This is a genomic window from Pseudomonas corni, assembly GCF_057128765.1.
The window spans coordinates 621,291-639,778 of record NZ_JBSKHW010000001.1; the positions used below are offsets into that span (position 1 = coordinate 621,291).

Genomic DNA, 18,488 nt, shown 5'->3' on the forward strand with positions numbered 1-18,488 from the left:
CACCTGGAGACGCAACATGACCCAAACCGCCCCTATCGTCGTCGCGGCGTTGTACAAATTCGTCACCCTGTCCGATTACGTCCAGTTGCGCGAGCCGCTGCTGCAGGCCATGGTCGACAACGGCATCAAAGGCACCTTGCTCATCGCCGACGAAGGCATCAACGGCACGGTATCCGGCAGCCGTGAAGGCATCGACGGTCTGATGGCCTGGCTGAAAAAAGACCCGCGCATGGTCGATATCGATCACAAAGAATCGTACTGCGACGATCAGCCGTTCTACCGCACCAAGGTCAAGCTCAAGAAAGAGATCGTGACCCTGGGTGTTGAAGGCGTAGACCCGAATAAAAAGGTCGGCACCTACGTTGATCCCAAGGACTGGAACGCCCTGATCGCCGACCCTGAAGTTCTGCTGATCGACACGCGCAACGATTACGAAGTGTCCATCGGCACCTTCGAAGGCGCCATCGACCCCAAGACCACTAGCTTTCGTGAGTTTCCGGAGTACATAAAAGCCCACTTCGATCCGTCCAGACACAAGAAAGTGGCGATGTTCTGCACCGGCGGCATTCGCTGCGAAAAAGCGTCCAGCTACATGCTCGGCGAAGGGTTCGAGGAGGTTTATCACCTCAAGGGCGGCATCCTGAAATACCTGGAAGAAGTGCCCCAGGAACAAACCCAGTGGCGCGGCGACTGCTTCGTGTTCGACAACCGCGTCACTGTGCGTCATGACCTGACCGAAGGCGACTACGACCAATGCCACGCGTGCCGCACGCCGATCAGCGCAGAAGACCGCGCCAGCGAGCACTACACGCCTGGCGTCAGTTGCCCGCATTGCTGGGACAAGCTGAGCGAGAAGACCCGCCGCAGCGCCATCGACCGGCAAAAGCAGATCGAACTGGCGAAAGCGCGCAACCAGCCTCATCCTATTGGTCGCAACTACCGTGCGCTCGACGCTGAGTCCAAAAAAGAAAGCCACTCCAACGAGGCCTGACCCATGCAAGCCCGCCTGCTCTACGTGATGGACCCGATGTGTTCCTGGTGTTGGGGTTTTGCGCCGGTTGCCGAGGCGCTGGTCGAGCAGGCGAGGGCGGCCGGACTGCCGCTGCATCTGGTAGTGGGCGGTTTGCGCACTGGCAGCGGCGCGGCATTGGAACCGACCACCAAGCGTTACATTCTTGAGCACTGGCAGGCGGTCAAAGACACCACCGGCCAGTCATTTCGTTTCGAAGGCGCGCTGCCTGATGGCTTCGTCTACGACACCGAGCCTGCGTGCCGGGCCGTGGTCGCAGCGCGCAGCCTGGCTCCGGACATCGCTTGGCGATTGGTCAAAGAGATTCAACAGGCGTTCTATCTGGAAGGCCGCGATGTCACCCAGGCCTCGGTGCTGACCGAACTGGCCGAAAAAGCGGGTTTGCCGAAAATCGAGTTTGCCGAAGCTTTTGACAGTGCTGAGCAACTGGCGGCCACTGCTTCTGATTTCAGCTGGGTTCAGGACTTGGGCATCGCCGGGTTTCCGACTTTGTTTGCTGAACGCAAAGGCCAGTTGGCGCTTTTGACTAATGGCTATCAGTCGCTGGACGAATTGGCGCCATTGCTCAGCCGCTGGCTGGAGCGCGCCGCCAGTGCCTGACCCTCATAAACCGTCTCTGACCAATGATCCGTCCGTGCGTGTGGATCGACTGAGCTGGGCAGAAATCCGTCGCCTGGCCCTGCATCATAAAAAGTCTCTGTGGATCGCCAATGCCGTTGCCGCCTTCGCGGTGCTGTGCTCGGTGCCGATCCCCTTGTTGCTGCCCTTGCTGGTGGACGAAGTGCTGTTGGGCCACGGCGACAGCGCACTGAAGTTCATGAATCACCTGCTGCCTGACAGCCTGCAAAAAGCCGTTGGCTACATCGGTTTGATGCTGCTGGTGACGTTGAGCCTGCGCCTGGGTGCGCTGGTCTTCAACGTGGTTCAGGCCCGACTCTTCGCACGGCTCGCCAAAGACATCGTCTATCGCATCCGCATTCGTTTGATCGAGCGGCTCAAGCGCATATCTCTGGGCGAATACGAGAGCCTGGGCAGCGGTACGGTGACCGCGCATCTGGTGACCGATCTGGACACGGTGGACAAATTCGTCGGCGAAACCCTGAGCAAGTTTTTGGTTGCGGTGCTGACGCTGGCCGGCACATCGGCGATTTTGCTGTGGATGCATTGGCAACTGGCGCTGTTGATTCTGCTGTTCAATCCGTTGGTGATTTTCGCGACGGTGCAGTTGGGCAAGCGCGTCAAAACCCTCAAGAAACTGGAAAACGACAGCACCTCACGCTTCACTCAAGCGCTGACCGAAACCCTGGACGCCATCCAGGAAGTGCGCGCCGGTAACCGACAAGGTTATTTCCTTGGACGCCTTGGCCTGCGGGCGCAGGAGGTTCGCGATTTCGCCGTGGCGTCTCAATGGAAGAGCGATGCGTCCAATCGCGCCAGCGGGCTGTTGTTTCAGTTCGGCATCGATATTTTTCGTGCGGCAGCCATGCTTACGGTTCTGTTCTCCGACCTGTCCATCGGGCACATGCTGGCGGTGTTCAGTTACCTGTGGTTCATGATCGGTCCGGTGGAGCAGCTGCTTAATCTGCAGTACGCGTTTTATGCGGCGGGTGGGGCACTGACCCGTATCAATGAGCTGCTGTCGCGCGCTGACGAGCCGCAGTATTCGGGCGGTGCTGATCCATTCGTGGGGCAGCAGACCGTGGGTATCGAAGTCCGCGGACTGCGTTTCAGTTACGGAGATGAGCCGGTTCTGGATCAATTGAACCTGTCGATCGCGCCGGGTGAAAAGGTCGCTATCGTCGGTGCCAGCGGCGGCGGTAAAAGCACGCTGGTGCAACTGCTGCTGGGTTTGTACACCGCAGAGGCGGGCAGCATTTGCTACGGCGGCGCCACTTTACAGGAGATCGGCCTGGAAACCGTGCGCGACAATGTCGCAGTGGTCTTGCAGCACCCGGCGCTGTTCAACGATACCGTGCGCGCCAACCTGACAATGGGTCGCGAGCGCAGCGATCAGACGTGCTGGCAGGCATTGGAAATCGCCCAACTGGATGCCACCATCCGCGCGCTGCCGCAAGGGCTGGACAGCATCGTCGGGCGCTCGGGCGTGCGATTGTCCGGCGGCCAGCGTCAGCGCCTGGCGATTGCGCGCATGGTTTTGTCCGATCCAAAAGTAGTGATACTCGACGAGGCCACTTCTGCGTTGGACGCTGCCACCGAATACAGCCTGCATCAGGCACTCGCGCTGTTTCTCAGCGGACGTACCACTTTGATCATTGCTCATCGACTATCGGCGGTGAAACAGGCTGATCGCGTACTGGTGTTTGACGGCGGCAGCGTTGCCGAAGATGGCGACCACTTGCAATTGATTGCAGATGGAGGGCTTTACGCTCGACTTTATGGTCATTTGCAGCAAGTTTAGTGCTGTCTATCGGTTAATGAGCTCAAGTTCACGAAATGGCGTATCGCCAGTGGAACACGTCATTTCTTCAACTATGCTTGGGTCTCAGCTGCAAGCCGAGCCTCTACAACGCCCCATTTAGGTCCCCGCTACACAGTATTAGCGGGTCTGTATGTGCAACATTTGTGAGAACCGTTCGCTGCATCGTGGAAATTAGCCGATTCCCCTCGGGCTCAAAATGGAGAGCCGGAACCGGGAGCAAGTATCTGGCAGTGCTGATGAAAGGGACGCCATGAAGCAAAAGCGGATTCTTGAGAAGCCCCGTCTGCTGGGTATCGTGTGGCCATTTATCGCAGTGGTGCTGTTGCAGGCACTGTTGGGATGCGTAAGCCTTTACATGATGTCTGCGGTACGCAGTTACGTGGGCGGCGAAAGCCTCTGGTCCAAAGGCCAGAAGGACGCTATTTATTACCTCAATCTCTACGCGAACAGCCGTGATGAGATCAATTACCTGAAATATCAGCAAGCCATCGCCGTTCCCCAGGGCGGGCATGATCTTCGGGTCGCCCTTGACCAACCCGTTCCCGATATCGCACGCGCCAACGCAGGCATCTTGCAGGGTGGTAACGATCCTGACGATGCCGCCAGCATCATTTGGCTGTACCTCAATTTCCGTCATTTCAGCTATCTGGAAAGGGCTATCGATCTGTGGAAGGTCGGCGACGATTATCTGCTGCAGCTCGATGAAGTGGCCCGCGAAATTCATCGGCGGGTCGTCGATGGCACCGCTACCAATGGCGATGTGCTGACATGGCGGGCGCAGATCAGCGCCATCAATGAGGGCGTGACGCCAGCAGCCAAGGCGTTCAGCGATGCACTGGGCGAAGGCTCGCGGGTCATCCTGCGCATCCTGCTGGTCACCAACCTCGCCACTGCGCTATGCCTCATCATTCTGGCTTTGCTGCGCACTGACAAATTGCTCGTGCAGCGGCACGCTTTTGCAACCGCGTTGCAGGTGGAGAGGGAGCGGGCGCAGATTACTCTTGAGTCGATCGGCGACGGGGTCATTACCACCGATGTCGAAGGCTCGATCGCTTACATGAACCCCGCCGCCGAGCAATTGACCCACTGGAAAAACGATCAGGCCGCCGGTCTACCGCTGGCCGCGCTGTTCAGCTTGATTGACGAGAACGAGCAAAAAGACAGCTCGACGCTGATCGAACACATCCTCAGCGGGAAACTCATCGGCGGCAGCGAGCATTCCAAGCTGATCCAGCGGCTTGATGGCAGTACGGTTTCGGTGGCGCTTACCGGCTCGCCCATCCAGACCGAAAACCAGGTCAGCGGTGCTGTGCTGGTGCTGCGTGACATGACGCGGGAGCGGCAGTACATCGCCAATCTTTCCTGGCAGGCGACCCACGATGCGCTGACCGGATTGGCCAACCGACGTGAGTTTGAATACCGCCTTGAGCAGGCATTGGGGAGCCTGGCAACTCAGCCTGGCAATCACGCACTGATGTTTCTGGATCTGGATCAATTCAAGCTGGTCAACGACACCAGTGGCCATGCAGCCGGAGACGAATTGCTGCGCCACATTTGCGTGTTGCTGCAACAGGGCATTCGCGACGGGGACACCCTGGCGCGGTTGGGGGGCGACGAGTTCGGGATCTTGCTGGAGCATTGTTCGGCCGCTGCCGCAGAACGGATCGCCGAGGGGCTGCGTCAGACGGTTGAAAGCCTGCATTTTGTCTGGAAGGGCCGTCCCTTCATGACCACCATCAGCATCGGACTGGTGAATGTGTCCAATGCCCCGGCCAGCCTGGAAACCTCCTTGCGGGCAGCTGATATGGCTTGTTACATGGCTAAGGAGAAAGGTCGCAACAGGGTTCAGGTCTACCACGATGACGATTCGGAATTGTCGACCCGCTTTGGTGAAATGGCCTGGATTCAGCGTCTGCATATGGCTCTGGAGGACAACCGGTTCTGCCTGTACTCACAGGAAATCGCTGCGTTGGGGCGGACTGCGGATCACAGTAACGGACATGTAGAAATCCTGCTGCGCCTGCGTGACGAGTCCGGGCGGATGATCCTTCCGGACAGTTTCATCCCTGCCGCCGAGCGCTACGGGATGATGACCACACTCGACCGCTGGGTGGTGCAGAACGTCTTCAAGATCATCTCCGGCTGCCTGAGTGACGAACACAGGCAGGGGCCGTTGGCGGTTTGCGCGATCAATTTGTCAGGCACCAGTATTGGTGATGACGCTTTTCTCGAATATCTGCGGCAGCAGTTCGAAATTTACGCAATACCGCCCGAACTTATTTGTTTCGAGATTACCGAAACCAGTGCGATCTCCAATTTAGGCAGCGCTATTCGGTTTATCAACGAACTTAAAAGTCTGGGTTGCAGGTTTTCCCTGGATGACTTCTGTGCAGGCATGTCGTCATTCGCTTACTTGAAACATTTGCCTGTGGATTTCCTTAAGATTGATGGCAGTTTTGTAAAAGACATGCTCGACGATCCGATCAATCGGGCGATGGTAGAAGTGATCAACCATATCGGACATGTGATGGGCAAAAAGACGATCGCTGAGTTCGTCGAAAGCCCTCAGATAGAGCAGGCGTTATTGGAAATCGGTGTGGACTACGCTCAGGGGTATGTAATCGAGCGACCGCAATTATTCACCTGTGAACGTCTGCACGCACGGCCCGCGAGGCAGACCCCCATGTTGTTCAGCGCCCCCGGGACTTTCCGCTGAATGACACCGATGCGAAACACTCAATAAGGAGCTACACAGTGATCGATATGTTCATTAGAACCGGTCCGCTGATGGATGCCAGCAGTTACCCCTCCTGGGCGCAGCAATTGATTGAAAATTGCAGTGGCGCCAAGGCCAAGGTGGTAGGGCATGAACTTTATCAACGTATGCGAGATGGAACACTGAGCTCCAAAACCATGCGCCATTACTTGATTGGCGGCTGGCCTGTGGTGGAACAGTTTGCGGTCTATATGGCCCATAACTTGACCAAAACCCGTTTCGCCCGACATCCGGGTGAAGACATGGCGCGTCGCTGGTTGATGCGCAATATTCGGGTCGAACTCAATCACGCCGACTACTGGGTAAACTGGAGTGCGGCACACGGGGTCAATCTTGAAGACCTGCAAGCGCAACGTGTCCCTTCCGAACTTCATGCATTGAGTCACTGGTGCTGGCACGCGTGCTCGTCGGATTCGTTGGTGGTGGCGATTGCCGCGACCAACTACGCCATTGAAGGGGCGACGGGTGAGTGGTCAGCGGTAGTCTGTTCTCAGGACACTTACGCGGATTCATTCCCGCCGGACCTGCGAAAGCGTGCGATGAAGTGGCTCAAGATGCACGCGCAGTACGACGATGCTCATCCGTGGGAGGCGCTGGAGATCATTTGCACGCTGGCGGGTAACAACCCCAGTGCGCAATTGCAGGCCGAACTGCGAATGGCAATCTGCAAAAGCTACGAGTACATGCATCTGTTTCTCGAAAGTTGCATGACCCTGGAGCGACCGCAACGGGAAGTCATTACTCCTCTGCGCGAACGCCGGGTTGCGCTGATGCAGTAAGGCTTAGCCCGCCATTTCCAGGCGGTTGCGCCCCTGGCGCTTGGCCGAATAAAGCGCGGTATCGGCACGACGCACCAGGCTGTCGGCGGTTTCCCCCGGCAGCAGCGTCGAACAGCCGATGCTGACGGTCAGTTCCACAGGGCGTCCATCAACAGGATAAGTGAGCTGCAGTGCCGCGTTACGCAGGCGTTCGCCGACTAACGCGGCTGGCTCACGACCGGTGTTGGACAGCACGATCAAGAATTCTTCCCCGCCAAACCGGAACACCTGATCGATGTTGCGCATGCGGTCTTTGATTCCTTGCGCCACTGCTTTGAGCACCTGATCGCCCGTGGCATGGCCATGGGTGTCGTTGATGCTTTTGAAGTGATCGATATCGAGCATCAGCACCGAGAGCGGAAGCTGTTGACGCCGTGCGATTTCCGTTTCCCGTGCGAGGGTTTGTTCCATTGCCACGCGATTTCCCGCGCCAGTCAGTGGATCACGCAGAGCGCTGAGCATGGCCGCGCGGTACAACAAAGCGTTGCGCATCGGGTGCAGCAGGCAGGCCAATAGCGATTCGAGCTGCATGAGCTCTTCATCATTGAAACGCAGGTCCCGCTGGAACACGACCTCGCCCATGTGCTCGCCTTTAAGGCTCATGTCGAAACTGGCGTGCTGGCGGGCGCGTGAGCCCAGTTCCAGTCGCAGATCGGTGCCTTTGTGCATGAACTGAAGGCCTTTGAGCGGAACCAGGCGCTGCACACAACGGAAAAACAAGCCGAGTATTTTCTCGGCTTCGAGGCTGGTTTGAAGCTGCAGCCCAAGTTGCTGACGCAATATTTCAAGATCGACCGGCTCGTGTGCGGCGTGTGTCGGCGGAGCGAAGCCGAGTCGCTGCAGCTTGGCGCTGTCAAAGTCAATTGCGTTGGTGCGGGTAGAAAAACTCAAGTTTTCGTTCCTCTATGCATCGCTGCTGGGGCTTGGCAGTCTTTGAGCGAATTCGGGTCATCGCGTTCACACCGTCCATCGATATTAAGAGGATTGAGTTAGAGCGGTCGGCTGACAGGCGGTAGGAGTAAGTGCTATTTGTTTTGTAGAAATGCGGGAAGTTACCCCGCATTCACGGGGCGACAGTCACTTCTGTGCATCGAACGCCTGACCATTGATGCCGGTGCTGTCCGGACCCATCAGATACAGATAGACGGGCATGATTTCTTCAGGTGTCGGATTGTTCAGCGGGTTTTCTGCCGGATACGCCTGGGCTCGCATGCTGGTGCGGGTCGCACCCGGATTGATGCTGTTGGCGCGAACCGGTGCGACGTTGTCCAGTTCATCGGCCAAGGTTTGCATCAGGCCCTCTGTGGCGAACTTGGAGACGCCATAAGCCCCCCAATACGCCCGCCCCTTGCGCCCGACACTGCTGGAAGTGAACACCACTGAGGCGTCGTTGGACAGTTTGAGCAGTGGCAACAATGTCGAGGTCAGCATGAACATCGCGTTGACGTTGATGTGCATCACCCGCATGAAATGCTCGCCGGACAACTGCTCGATGGGTGTACGCGGTCCAATGATCGATGCGTTGTGCAGCACGCCGTCCAGACGGCCAAACTCGCTTTCGATCATGGCGGCAAGTTCGTCGTACTGAGGGGGCAGGGCGGTTTCCAGATTGAATGGAATCACCACCGGCTGCGGGTGACCCGCAGCGTCGATCTCGTCGTAAACCTGGGTCAGATTGGCTTCGGTTTTGCCCAGCAGCAGGACCGTCGCACCGTGGGCTGCATAGGTTTTAGCAGCTGCGGCACCGATGCCACGGCCTGCACCGGTGACCAGGATGATTCGGTTTTTTAGAAGATGCGGCGGTGCAGAGTAATTGAACATCGAGGTACCTCCTGAATCTGTAGGAGCGCGCTTGCCCGCGATTAGGGTGTGTCAGTGGAAATAGATAACGAGCCTGCCGACGTCTTCGCGGGCAAGCGCGCTCCTACAGGCGCTTAGCGCCAATCAACACCCGCACAAAGCGTTATCCAGAACCTTGCGCAGTTCGGAAGGGTGATCCACTACCACGTCGGCACCCCAGTGATCAGGGTTGTCGTGGGGATGGATATAACCGTAACGCACAGCCGCCGTCTTGGTGCCAGCGTCGCGGCCCGACTCGATATCGCGCAGGTCATCACCGACGAACAGCACGCTGGCAGGGTCCAGATCGAGCATCTTGCAGGCCAGGATCAGCGGCTCTGGATCAGGCTTGCTTTTGGTCACGTGGTCCGGGCAGATCAATACCGCCGAGCGCTCGGATAACCCCAACTGCTCCATGATCGGCTGCGCAAAGCGCAACGGTTTGTTAGTCACCACGCCCCAGATCAGCTTCGCGCTTTCTATGTCGGCCAACAGTTCGGCCATGCCGTCGAACAGCTTGCTGTGTACTGCGCAGTCCTGCTGGTAGCGCTCGAGAAATTCCAGGCGCAGCGCTTCAAATTCCGGCGCGGTGGGGGACATGGCAAACGCCGCCGACACCATGGCTTTGGCGCCGCCGGAAATCTCGTCGCGAATCAACTTGTCCGCCACGGGCGCAAAACCGCGCTCGGCGAGCATCGCCTGACAGATCGCGATGAAATCCGGCGCAGTGTCGAGCAGGGTGCCGTCCATATCGAAAAGAACAGCTCTCAGGCGCATGAATCAGGCCTCCCGCAGGGTCTGGATCATGTAGTTGACGTCGACGTCGGACGCCAGTTTGTAGTGCTTGGTGAGCGGGTTGTACGTCAGGCCAATGATGTCCTTGACGTTGAGGCCTGCGCTGCGGCTCCAGGCACCCAATTCGGAAGGGCGGATGAATTTGTTGAAATCATGAGTGCCGCGGGGCAGCAGGTTCATGATGTATTCGGCGCCGATGATCGCGAACAGATACGCCTTCGGGTTGCGATTGATGGTGGAAAAGAACACCTGGCCGCCCGGCTTGACCATCTTGTAGCAGGCCCGGATCACCGAGGAAGGGTCCGGTACGTGCTCAAGCATCTCCAGGCAGGTCACCACATCGAACTGCTCGGGCATTTCTTCGGCCAGTGCCTCGGCGGTAATCTGCCGATATTCGACCGTCACTCCGGACTCCAGCTGATGCAGCTGCGCTACCGCCAGTGGCGCCTCGCCCATGTCGATACCCATGACGGTGGCGCCGCGCAGGGCCATGGCCTCGCTCAGAATCCCGCCACCACAACCGACGTCCAGAACCTTTTTGCCGGCAAGATTAACTCGCTCATCAATCCAGTTGACGCGCAAAGGATTGATATCGTGCAGCGGTTTGAATTCGCTGTTGCGATCCCACCAGCGATGGGCCAGGGCTTCGAATTTGGCAATTTCCGCGTGGTCGACGTTACTCATGTGTGTTCCCTCTAAAATCTTGAAAAGCGATTGTCCTGTTTCGGCCCCGAGGCCCAAACGGCACTAAGTCAATTCCGGCTGTCCGGATATGCGTCGGCCCCAGGCCTTGGCGTTCTCGGTCAGCGCGTGTTCGTCCATCCGGGTCAGGCGCTTGTCTTCAAGCAGTTGCTTGCCTGCGACCCACACGTGGCTCACGCAATCGCGGCCAGTGGCATATATAAGCTGTGACACCGGATCGTAGATCGGTTGCTGAGCCAGTCCGGACAGATCGAAGGCCACCATGTCCGCAGCCTTGCCCAGTTCCAGCGAGCCGGTCTGTGCTTCGATCCCCATTGACCGCGCACCGTTCAATGTCGCCATGCGCAGCGCGCGATGGGCATCCAGTGCCGTGGCTGAGCCGGCGACGGCCTTGGCCAGCAGCGCGGCGGTTCGGGTCTCGCCCAGCAGATCCAGATCGTTGTTACTCGCCGCGCCGTCTGTGCCAATGGCGACATTGACCCCGGCCTGCCACAGGCGCTCCACCGGGCAAAAGCCGCTGGCCAGTTTCAGGTTCGATTCGGGGCAGTGGATCACGCTGGAGTTGCTTTCCACCAGCAGCGCCATGTCGTCATCGTTGATCTGTGTCATGTGCACCGCCTGGAACCGTGGTCCAAGCAGCCCGAGACGATTGAGCCGCGCCAGAGGCCGCTCCCCGGTTTGCTCGACGGCTTGATGCACTTCAAAAGCCGTTTCATGCACGTGCATGTGAATCATCGCATCGAGCTCGTCGGCGATGACCCGAATCTTCACCAGGTTCTCGTCACTGACGGTGTACGGTGCGTGAGGACCAATGGCAATTTTGATGCGGGGGTGGTGGGCGAGGTCGTTGAACAGCTCGACACCGATGTGCAGGGATTCGTCGGCGTTACGCGCACCAGGTATCGGGAAATCCAGCACCGGCACGGTGATCTGCGCGCGGATGCCGCTGTTGTGGACGCGGTCGCAGGCGATCTTCGGGAAAAAGTACATGTCAGAGAAGCAGGTGATGCCGCCCTTGAGTTGCTCGGCGATAGCCAGGTCGGTGCCGTCACTGACGAAGGCCTCGTTCACCCATTTCGCCTCGGCGGGCCAGATGTGGTTTTCTAGCCAGCTCATCAGCGGTAAATCGTCCGCCAGACCACGAAACAGCGTCATGGCCGCGTGACCGTGGGCGTTGATCAGGCCGGGGCTGAGGAGCATGCCGGGCAGCTCGCGGATTTCTGTGGCGTTGAGTCGTAGGGCTTGCGCGGCAGGGCCGATGTAAACGATGACGCCTTCGCGGATGCCCAACGCATGGTCTTGAAGCACGACGCCTGCAGGTTCGACCGGTACCAGCCATGTGGGCAGGAGCAAGAGGTCGAGCGGCGCGGCGGAATCCGGCATGGCGGGGCATCCATTGGCATGGTACGGGGAGGGCGAAGTATACCCGAGCGTCTTCGCGGTCGGCTCGCTATAATCGGCCGCTTTTTTGGCTGGTGGCTATTTGCTTCCGGGCTTTGGCGGTTAGCGTCTTGCGGTATGTCGCGTCTGGCGTAGTGTTTTCGAATCATCATCATGTGGGGTGTGCAATGCGCGATCGGCTAATGGCTGCGGAAAAGGCGAAGGCCATCGATTGGCGGGACAGTACGTTGCATCTGCTCGATCAGCGGGTTCTGCCGCGCGAAGAAACCTGGATTGCTTGCACGACCGCCGAAGACGTGGCCGAGGCCATCCGTTCGATGGTGGTTCGTGGCGCGCCCGCCATTGGTATCGCCGCTGCCTATGGTATTGCGCTCGCGGTGAATGACCGTTTTGCTGCGGGCGGCGACTGGCGCGCAGCGCTTGAGCAAGATTTCACCTTATTGGCCCATTCGCGGCCCACTGCGGTGAATCTGTTCTGGGCGCTGAACTGCATGCGCGAACGCTTGCAGCGGCTCAAGCATCACGATGATCCGCGGGCTGCCATGGAAGCCGAGGCCGTCGGCATTCATCTCAGTGATCGCGAAGCCAACCTGACCATGGCGCAGTTGGGCGCCGACTTGATCCGCAAGCATCAGGGTAATCTGCAAATCGTCCTGACCCACTGCAACACCGGTGCCCTGGCTACTGGAGGTTTCGGCACTGCTCTGGGTGTCATTCGCGCCGCTCATATAGAAGGCATGATCGAGCGCGTGTACGTCGACGAAACCCGTCCATGGCTGCAGGGCTCGCGGCTGACGGCGTGGGAGTTGGTCAATGAGGGCATCCCGGTCACGGTTAACGCCGACTCCGCTGCCGCGCATCTGATGAAGACCAAAGGCGTAACCTGGGTCATCGTCGGCGCTGACCGCATCTCTGCCAATGGCGATGTGGCGAACAAGATCGGCACCTATCAACTGGCCGTCGCCGCCATGCATCACGGGGTGCGCTTCATGGTCGTCGCTCCCAGTTCCACCATCGATATGGCGCTTGCCAGTGGCGATGACATCCCGATTGAGGAGCGGGACGGTCGAGAACTGCTGGAAATTGGCGGGCAGCGGATCAGCGCCGATGTCGACGTGTTCAATCCTGTGTTCGATGTGACGCCTGCCGATCTGATCGATGTCATCGTGACCGAGAAGGGAATCGTCGAGCGTCCCGATACCGCAAAAATGACTCAGTTAATGTGCAGAAAGCGCTTGCATTGATCGGCGATCGGGAGACTCGATTCGGGTTACTCAACCCTCTATTGGGCCCTGTAAGCGCTTCTCAGGCGTCTGGTGGCGAAATGGCCCATATTCAGCGCTTTCAAAGTCTTCGTGCCTGACGGCGATTGTGGTAACATCCGGCGGTTTCCAGGAGGGCTCAATGCAGCTCTCTTTACTGCGCAAATCCCAGGCATAAACAGCTGATTTGTCGTAAGTCGTCGTCAGGCAAAAGCCGGCTGCGACAAGCTTCGTTCGTCCCGCATGGATGTGACGGAGTTTCACCAGAAAAAGGAATCAGGCTTCATGGGCGAACTGGCCAAAGAAATCCTCCCGGTCAATATCGAAGACGAGCTCAAGCAGTCCTACCTTGACTACGCGATGAGCGTCATCGTTGGACGAGCTCTGCCGGATGCGCGCGATGGCTTGAAGCCCGTGCATCGGCGTGTACTGTTCGCGATGAGCGAGCTGAACAATGACTGGAACAAGCCGTACAAGAAATCCGCCCGTGTGGTTGGTGACGTGATCGGTAAGTATCACCCCCACGGCGACACCGCGGTCTACGACACCATCGTTCGTATGGCGCAACCTTTCTCGATGCGTTATCTGCTGGTCGACGGCCAGGGCAACTTCGGTTCGGTCGACGGCGACAACGCTGCGGCCATGCGATACACCGAAGTGCGCATGACCAAGCTGGCCCACGAGCTGCTGGCTGACCTGCACAAGGAAACCGTGGACTGGGTGCCGAACTACGACGGCACCGAGATGATCCCGGCGGTGATGCCAACACGCATCCCGACGCTGCTGGTCAACGGTTCCAGCGGTATTGCGGTCGGCATGGCCACCAACATTCCGCCGCACAACCTGGGCGAAGTCATCGACGGCTGCCTGGCGCTCATCGATAACCCCGAGCTTTCCATCGACGAGTTGATGCAGTACATCCCCGGCCCGGACTTCCCGACAGCCGCGATCATCAACGGTCGCGCCGGTATCGTCGAAGCCTACCGCACCGGCCGTGGCCGCATTTACATGCGCGCGCGCTCCTTCGTCGAAGACATCGACAAGGTCGGTGGTCGCCAGCAGATTGTCATCAGCGAACTGCCTTACCAGCTCAACAAGGCTCGCCTGATCGAAAAGATCGCTGAGCTGGTTAAAGAGAAGAAGCTAGAAGGCATTACCGAACTGCGCGACGAGTCCGACAAGGACGGTATGCGCGTCGTGATTGAGCTGCGCCGTGGTGAAGTGCCTGAGGTCGTGCTGAACAACCTCTACGCCCAGACCCAATTGCAAAGCGTCTTCGGGATCAACATCGTTGCCCTGATCGATGGCCGCCCTCGCATCCTGAACCTCAAGGATCTGCTCGAAGCGTTCATTCGTCACCGTCGCGAAGTCGTCACCCGTCGCACTGTTTTCGAGCTGCGCAAGGCCCGCGAACGTGGTCACATTCTTGAAGGTCAAGCCGTTGCCCTGTCGAACATCGACCCGGTTATCGCCCTGATCAAGGCATCGCCCACCCCGGCAGAAGCCAAAGAAGGCCTGATCACCACTGGCTGGGAATCGAGCGCTGTGATGGACATGGTCGAGCGCGCTGGCGCCGAATCGTCCCGTCCGGACAACCTCGATCCACAGTACGGCTTGCGCGACGGCAAGTACTTCCTGTCGCCAGAACAGGCACAGGCGATTCTTGAATTGCGTCTGCACCGTCTGACTGGCCTGGAACACGAAAAACTGCTCACCGAGTATCAGGAAATCCTGATTCAGATCGGCGAGCTGCTGCGCATCCTCAACAGCGCTGTGCGTTTGATGGAAATCATCCGCGAAGAGCTGGAGCTGATCCGCGCTGAATACGGCGATGTGCGCCGCACCGAAATTCTCGATGCGCGCCTGGACCTGACCCTCGGCGACCTGATCACCGAAGAAGAACGTGTCGTCACCATTTCCCACAGCGGTTATGCCAAGACCCAGCCATTGGCGGTCTATCAGGCGCAGCGCCGTGGCGGTAAAGGTAAATCAGCTACCGGCATCAAGGATGAGGACTACATCGCTCACCTGCTGGTTGCCAACAGCCACACCACGCTGCTGATGTTCTCGAGCAAAGGCAAGGTGTACTGGCTCAAGACCTACGAGATCCCGGAAGCCTCCCGCGCTGCCCGTGGTCGTCCGCTGGTCAACCTGTTGCCATTGAGCGAAGGCGAGTACATCACCACCATGTTGCCGGTGGACCTTGAAGCCATGCGCAAGCAGGCTGACGAGGAAGACACCGACGTCATCGAAAGCGAAGTCGAAGTCGACGACGAGAACAGTAGCGAGACCGAAGAAGAGCGCAAAGCGCGTATCAAGGCTGCAGACAAGAAGAAGGCACCGTTCATCTTCATGTCCACAGCCAACGGTACTGTGAAGAAGACTCCGCTGGTGGCCTTCAGCCGTCAGCGCAGCGTCGGCCTCATCGCGCTGGAGCTGGACGAAGGCGACATCCTGATTTCGGCTGCCATCACTGACGGCGAGCAGGAAATCATGCTGTTCTCCGACGGCGGAAAAGTGACGCGCTTCAAGGAATCCGACGTTCGTGCCATGGGCCGTACCGCTCGCGGTGTTCGCGGCATGCGACTGCAGGAAGGTCAGAAGCTGATCTCCATGCTGATCCCGGAAGAAGGCAGTGAAATCCTCACGGCATCCGAGCGCGGCTTCGGCAAGCGCACGGCAATTTCTGAGTTCCCTGAGTACAAGCGTGGCGGTCAGGGCGTTATCGCCATGGTCAGCAACGACCGTAATGGCCGACTGGTCGGCGCGGTTCAAGTGCAGAACGGCGAGGAAATCATGCTGATTTCGGACCAGGGCACACTGGTGCGTACCCGTGTTGACGAAGTGTCGAGTCTGGGGCGTAACACCCAGGGCGTGACACTGATCAAGCTGGCCAAGGACGAGAAGCTCGTTGGTCTGGAGCGTGTTCAGGAGCCTTCGGAAGTTGAAGGCGAAGAGCTGGAAGGCGAAGGCTTCGAAGGCGAAGAAGTTGATGGCGAAATCGTGGAAGGCGAAGTGTTCGGCGGCGATGACGCTGACGAGTCTGGCGCCGATCTGCAAGCCGACGCTGCTTCCGACGAAGAAGAGTCCAAGGACTGACGCTGAATAGGGGGCGCCCAGCCCCTTCGTAGGAGCTGCCGAAGACTGCGTTGCGATCTGCCTGACATCTCGCGTTCGCAGCCTTCGGCAGCTCCTACAATGCTTCACCGGTTTAGAATTCAACGAATTGCATGACGAGAGTGGATATGAGCAAGCGAGCCTTTAACTTCTGCGCCGGCCCAGCCGCGCTTCCTGAAGCTGTTCTGCTGCGCGCCCAGGCGGAACTCCTCGATTGGCACGGCAAAGGCCTGTCGGTCATGGAAATGAGTCACCGCAGCGATGAGTTCGTCTCCATCGCCACCAAGGCCGAGCAGGATCTTCGCGATCTGCTGTCCATTCCTTCCAACTACAAAGTACTGTTTCTGCAGGGCGGCGCAAGCCAGCAGTTCGCTCAGGTTCCCCTGAACCTGCTGCCTGAGGACGGCACTGCCGATTACATCGACACTGGCATCTGGTCGCAGAAGTCCATCGAAGAAGCATCGCGCTACGGCCATATCAACGTCGCCGCCAGCGCCAAGCCCTACGACTATTTCGCCATCCCCGGCCAGAACGAGTGGAAGCTGACCAAAGACGCTTCCTACGTGCATTACGTGCCCAACGAAACCATTGGCGGCCTGGAATTCAACTGGATCCCTGAAACTGGCGACGTTCCGCTGGTCGCCGACATGTCTTCGGACATCCTGTCGCGCCCGGTCGATGTATCGCGGTTCGGCATGATCTTCGCGGGTGCGCAGAAAAATATCGGCCCAAGCGGGATCGTCGTTGCCATCATTCGTGAGGACTTGCTGGGTCGCGCGCGTTCGGTGTGCCCAACCATGCTTAATTACAAGGTCGCAGCGGACAACGGCTCCATGTACAACACCCCGCCGACGCTGGCCTGGTACTTGTCCGGTCTGGTGTTCGAATGGCTCAAGGAGCAGGGCGGCGTTGAAGAGATCGCCAAGCGCAATGAAATCAAACAGCGCACGCTGTATGACTTCATCGATGCCAGCGGGCTTTACAGCAATCCGATCAATAAATCCGACCGCTCGTGGATGAACGTGCCGTTCCGTCTGGCCGACGACCGCCTGGATAAGCCTTTCCTGGCGGGCGCCGACCAGCGCGGCCTGCTCAATCTCAAGGGCCACCGCTCGGTAGGCGGCATGCGCGCCTCCATCTACAACGCCATCGACCTCAACGCGGTTAACGCGCTGATCGCGTACATGGCAGAGTTCGAGAAGGAACACGGTTAATGTCTGAACAAGAACTCAAGGCACTGCGCCTGCGCATCGACAGTCTGGACGAGAAGGTTCTGGAGCTGATCAGCGAACGTGCGCGCTGCGCACAGGAAGTGGCACGGGTGAAGATGTCGACCCTGGCCGAAGGCGAAGTGCCGGTGTTCTATCGTCCAGAGCGTGAGGCTCAGGTCCTCAAGCGGGTCATGGAGCGCAATCGCGGTCCGTTGAGCAACGAAGACATGGCGCGCTTGTTCCGTGAAATCATGTCCTCTTGCCTGGCCCTTGAGCAGCCGTTGAAAGTGGCGTATCTCGGCCCAGAGGGTACCTTCACCCAAGCCGCTGCGATGAAGCACTTCGGACATGCCGTCATCAGCCTGCCCATGGCGGCAATTGACGAAGTGTTCCGCGAGGTGGCCGCCGGTGCGGTCAATTTCGGCGTCGTGCCGGTAGAAAACTCCACCGAAGGTGCGGTCAACCACACCCTCGACAGTTTCCTTGAGCACGACATGGTCATCTGTGGCGAAGTCGAATTGCGTATTCACCACCATTTGCTGGTGGGCGAAAATACCAAGACTGACAGCATCAGCCGCATCTATTCCCATGCCCAGTCGCTGGCACAGTGTCGCAAGTGGCTAGACGCGCATTACCCGAATGTGGAGCGCGTCGCTGTTTCCAGCAACGCCGAAGCCGCCAAGCGCGTCAAAGGCGAGTGGAACTCCGCTGCCATCGCTGGCGACATGGCCGCAGGCCTGTATGGCTTGACGCGGATTGCTGAAAAAATCGAAGACCGCCCGGATAACTCGACGCGCTTCTTGATGATCGGTAGCCAGGAAGTCCCGCCGACCGGCGACGACAAGACGTCAATCATCGTTTCGATGAGCAACAAGCCCGGCGCGTTGCATGAATTGCTGGTGCCTTTCCATGAGAACGGAATCGATCTGACCCGTATCGAGACAAGACCTTCGCGCAGCGGTAAATGGACCTACGTGTTCTTTATCGATTTCGTCGGTCACCACCGCGATCCATTGATCAAAGCGGTGCTTGAGCGGATCAGCCAGGAAGCGGTAGCACTCAAAGTGCTGGGCTCCTACCCGAAAGCGGTTCTCTGA

At 58.5% G+C, this 18,488-nt stretch carries 14 protein-coding genes; 9 read left to right on the forward strand and 5 right to left on the reverse strand.

The window, feature by feature from the left end; genetic code table 11:
* The first annotated feature begins 16 nt into the window (after positions 1–16).
* The 5 genes from trhO to ACWKV9_RS02830 all read left to right on the forward strand — a co-directional run bounded on the left by trhO (position 17) and on the right by ACWKV9_RS02830 (position 7,025).
* Positions 17–991, forward strand: coding sequence for an oxygen-dependent tRNA uridine(34) hydroxylase TrhO (trhO, locus tag ACWKV9_RS02810; protein WP_483834553.1), 975 nt, complete (start codon positions 17–19; stop codon positions 989–991).
* Between the two features lie 3 nt (positions 992–994).
* Positions 995–1,630, forward strand: coding sequence for a DsbA family protein (locus tag ACWKV9_RS02815; protein ID WP_483834554.1), 636 nt, complete (start codon positions 995–997; stop codon positions 1,628–1,630).
* Entirely contained in the window at positions 1,560–3,449 is a 1,890-nt protein-coding gene (locus ACWKV9_RS02820; protein WP_483834555.1) for an ABC transporter ATP-binding protein, read from the forward strand. The genes ACWKV9_RS02815 and ACWKV9_RS02820 overlap by 71 nt, the downstream gene beginning before the upstream one ends.
* Positions 3,450–3,720: 271 nt before the next feature.
* Positions 3,721–6,186, forward strand: a complete 2,466-nt coding sequence (locus ACWKV9_RS02825) for an EAL domain-containing protein (RefSeq protein WP_483834556.1) — start codon at positions 3,721–3,723, stop codon at positions 6,184–6,186.
* A 38-nt stretch (positions 6,187–6,224) separates the two neighbouring features.
* Entirely contained in the window at positions 6,225–7,025 is an 801-nt protein-coding gene (locus ACWKV9_RS02830; protein WP_483834557.1) for an iron-containing redox enzyme family protein, read from the forward strand.
* A gap of 3 nt (positions 7,026–7,028) precedes the next feature.
* On the opposite strand, the gene ACWKV9_RS02835 is transcribed toward ACWKV9_RS02830, so the two are convergent.
* The 5 genes from ACWKV9_RS02835 to ACWKV9_RS02855 form a co-directional block, all read right to left on the reverse strand.
* A complete protein-coding gene (locus ACWKV9_RS02835; RefSeq protein WP_483834558.1) occupies positions 7,029–7,955 on the reverse strand; it encodes a GGDEF domain-containing protein in 927 nt (308 codons plus the stop codon).
* A 186-nt stretch (positions 7,956–8,141) separates the two neighbouring features.
* Positions 8,142–8,885 (reverse strand): YciK family oxidoreductase, encoded by a 744-nt coding sequence (locus tag ACWKV9_RS02840; RefSeq protein WP_483834559.1) that lies wholly within the window; start codon positions 8,883–8,885, stop codon positions 8,142–8,144.
* Between the two features lie 123 nt (positions 8,886–9,008).
* Positions 9,009–9,680 carry an N-acetylmuramic acid 6-phosphate phosphatase MupP gene (gene mupP / locus ACWKV9_RS02845; RefSeq protein WP_483834560.1) on the reverse strand — a complete coding sequence of 224 codons (672 nt, stop codon included), beginning with the start codon at positions 9,678–9,680 and terminating at the stop codon, positions 9,009–9,011.
* Between the two features lie 3 nt (positions 9,681–9,683).
* Positions 9,684–10,382 (reverse strand): bifunctional 2-polyprenyl-6-hydroxyphenol methylase/3-demethylubiquinol 3-O-methyltransferase UbiG, encoded by a 699-nt coding sequence (gene ubiG, locus ACWKV9_RS02850; protein WP_483834561.1) that lies wholly within the window; start codon positions 10,380–10,382, stop codon positions 9,684–9,686.
* 63 nt (positions 10,383–10,445) lie between these two features.
* The gene (locus tag ACWKV9_RS02855) at positions 10,446–11,783 is read right to left on the reverse strand and encodes a TRZ/ATZ family hydrolase (protein WP_483834562.1); all 1,338 of its coding nucleotides are present in this window, start codon (positions 11,781–11,783) and stop codon (positions 10,446–10,448) included.
* Positions 11,784–11,968: 185 nt separating this feature from the next.
* On the opposite strand from ACWKV9_RS02855, the gene mtnA reads away from it, so the two are divergent.
* The 4 genes from mtnA to pheA all read left to right on the forward strand — a co-directional run bounded on the left by mtnA (position 11,969) and on the right by pheA (position 18,488).
* Positions 11,969–13,045, forward strand: a complete 1,077-nt coding sequence (gene mtnA, locus ACWKV9_RS02860; protein ID WP_483834563.1) for an S-methyl-5-thioribose-1-phosphate isomerase — start codon at positions 11,969–11,971, stop codon at positions 13,043–13,045.
* A gap of 303 nt (positions 13,046–13,348) precedes the next feature.
* Complete coding sequence (gyrA, locus tag ACWKV9_RS02865; protein ID WP_483834564.1) at positions 13,349–16,162, forward strand: DNA gyrase subunit A; 2,814 nt, start codon at positions 13,349–13,351, stop codon at positions 16,160–16,162.
* A 146-nt stretch (positions 16,163–16,308) separates the two neighbouring features.
* Positions 16,309–17,394, forward strand: coding sequence for a 3-phosphoserine/phosphohydroxythreonine transaminase (serC, locus tag ACWKV9_RS02870; protein ID WP_483834565.1), 1,086 nt, complete (start codon positions 16,309–16,311; stop codon positions 17,392–17,394).
* Complete coding sequence (gene pheA / locus ACWKV9_RS02875; protein WP_483834566.1) at positions 17,394–18,488, forward strand: prephenate dehydratase; 1,095 nt, start codon at positions 17,394–17,396, stop codon at positions 18,486–18,488. Before serC ends, pheA begins: the two co-directional genes overlap by 1 nt.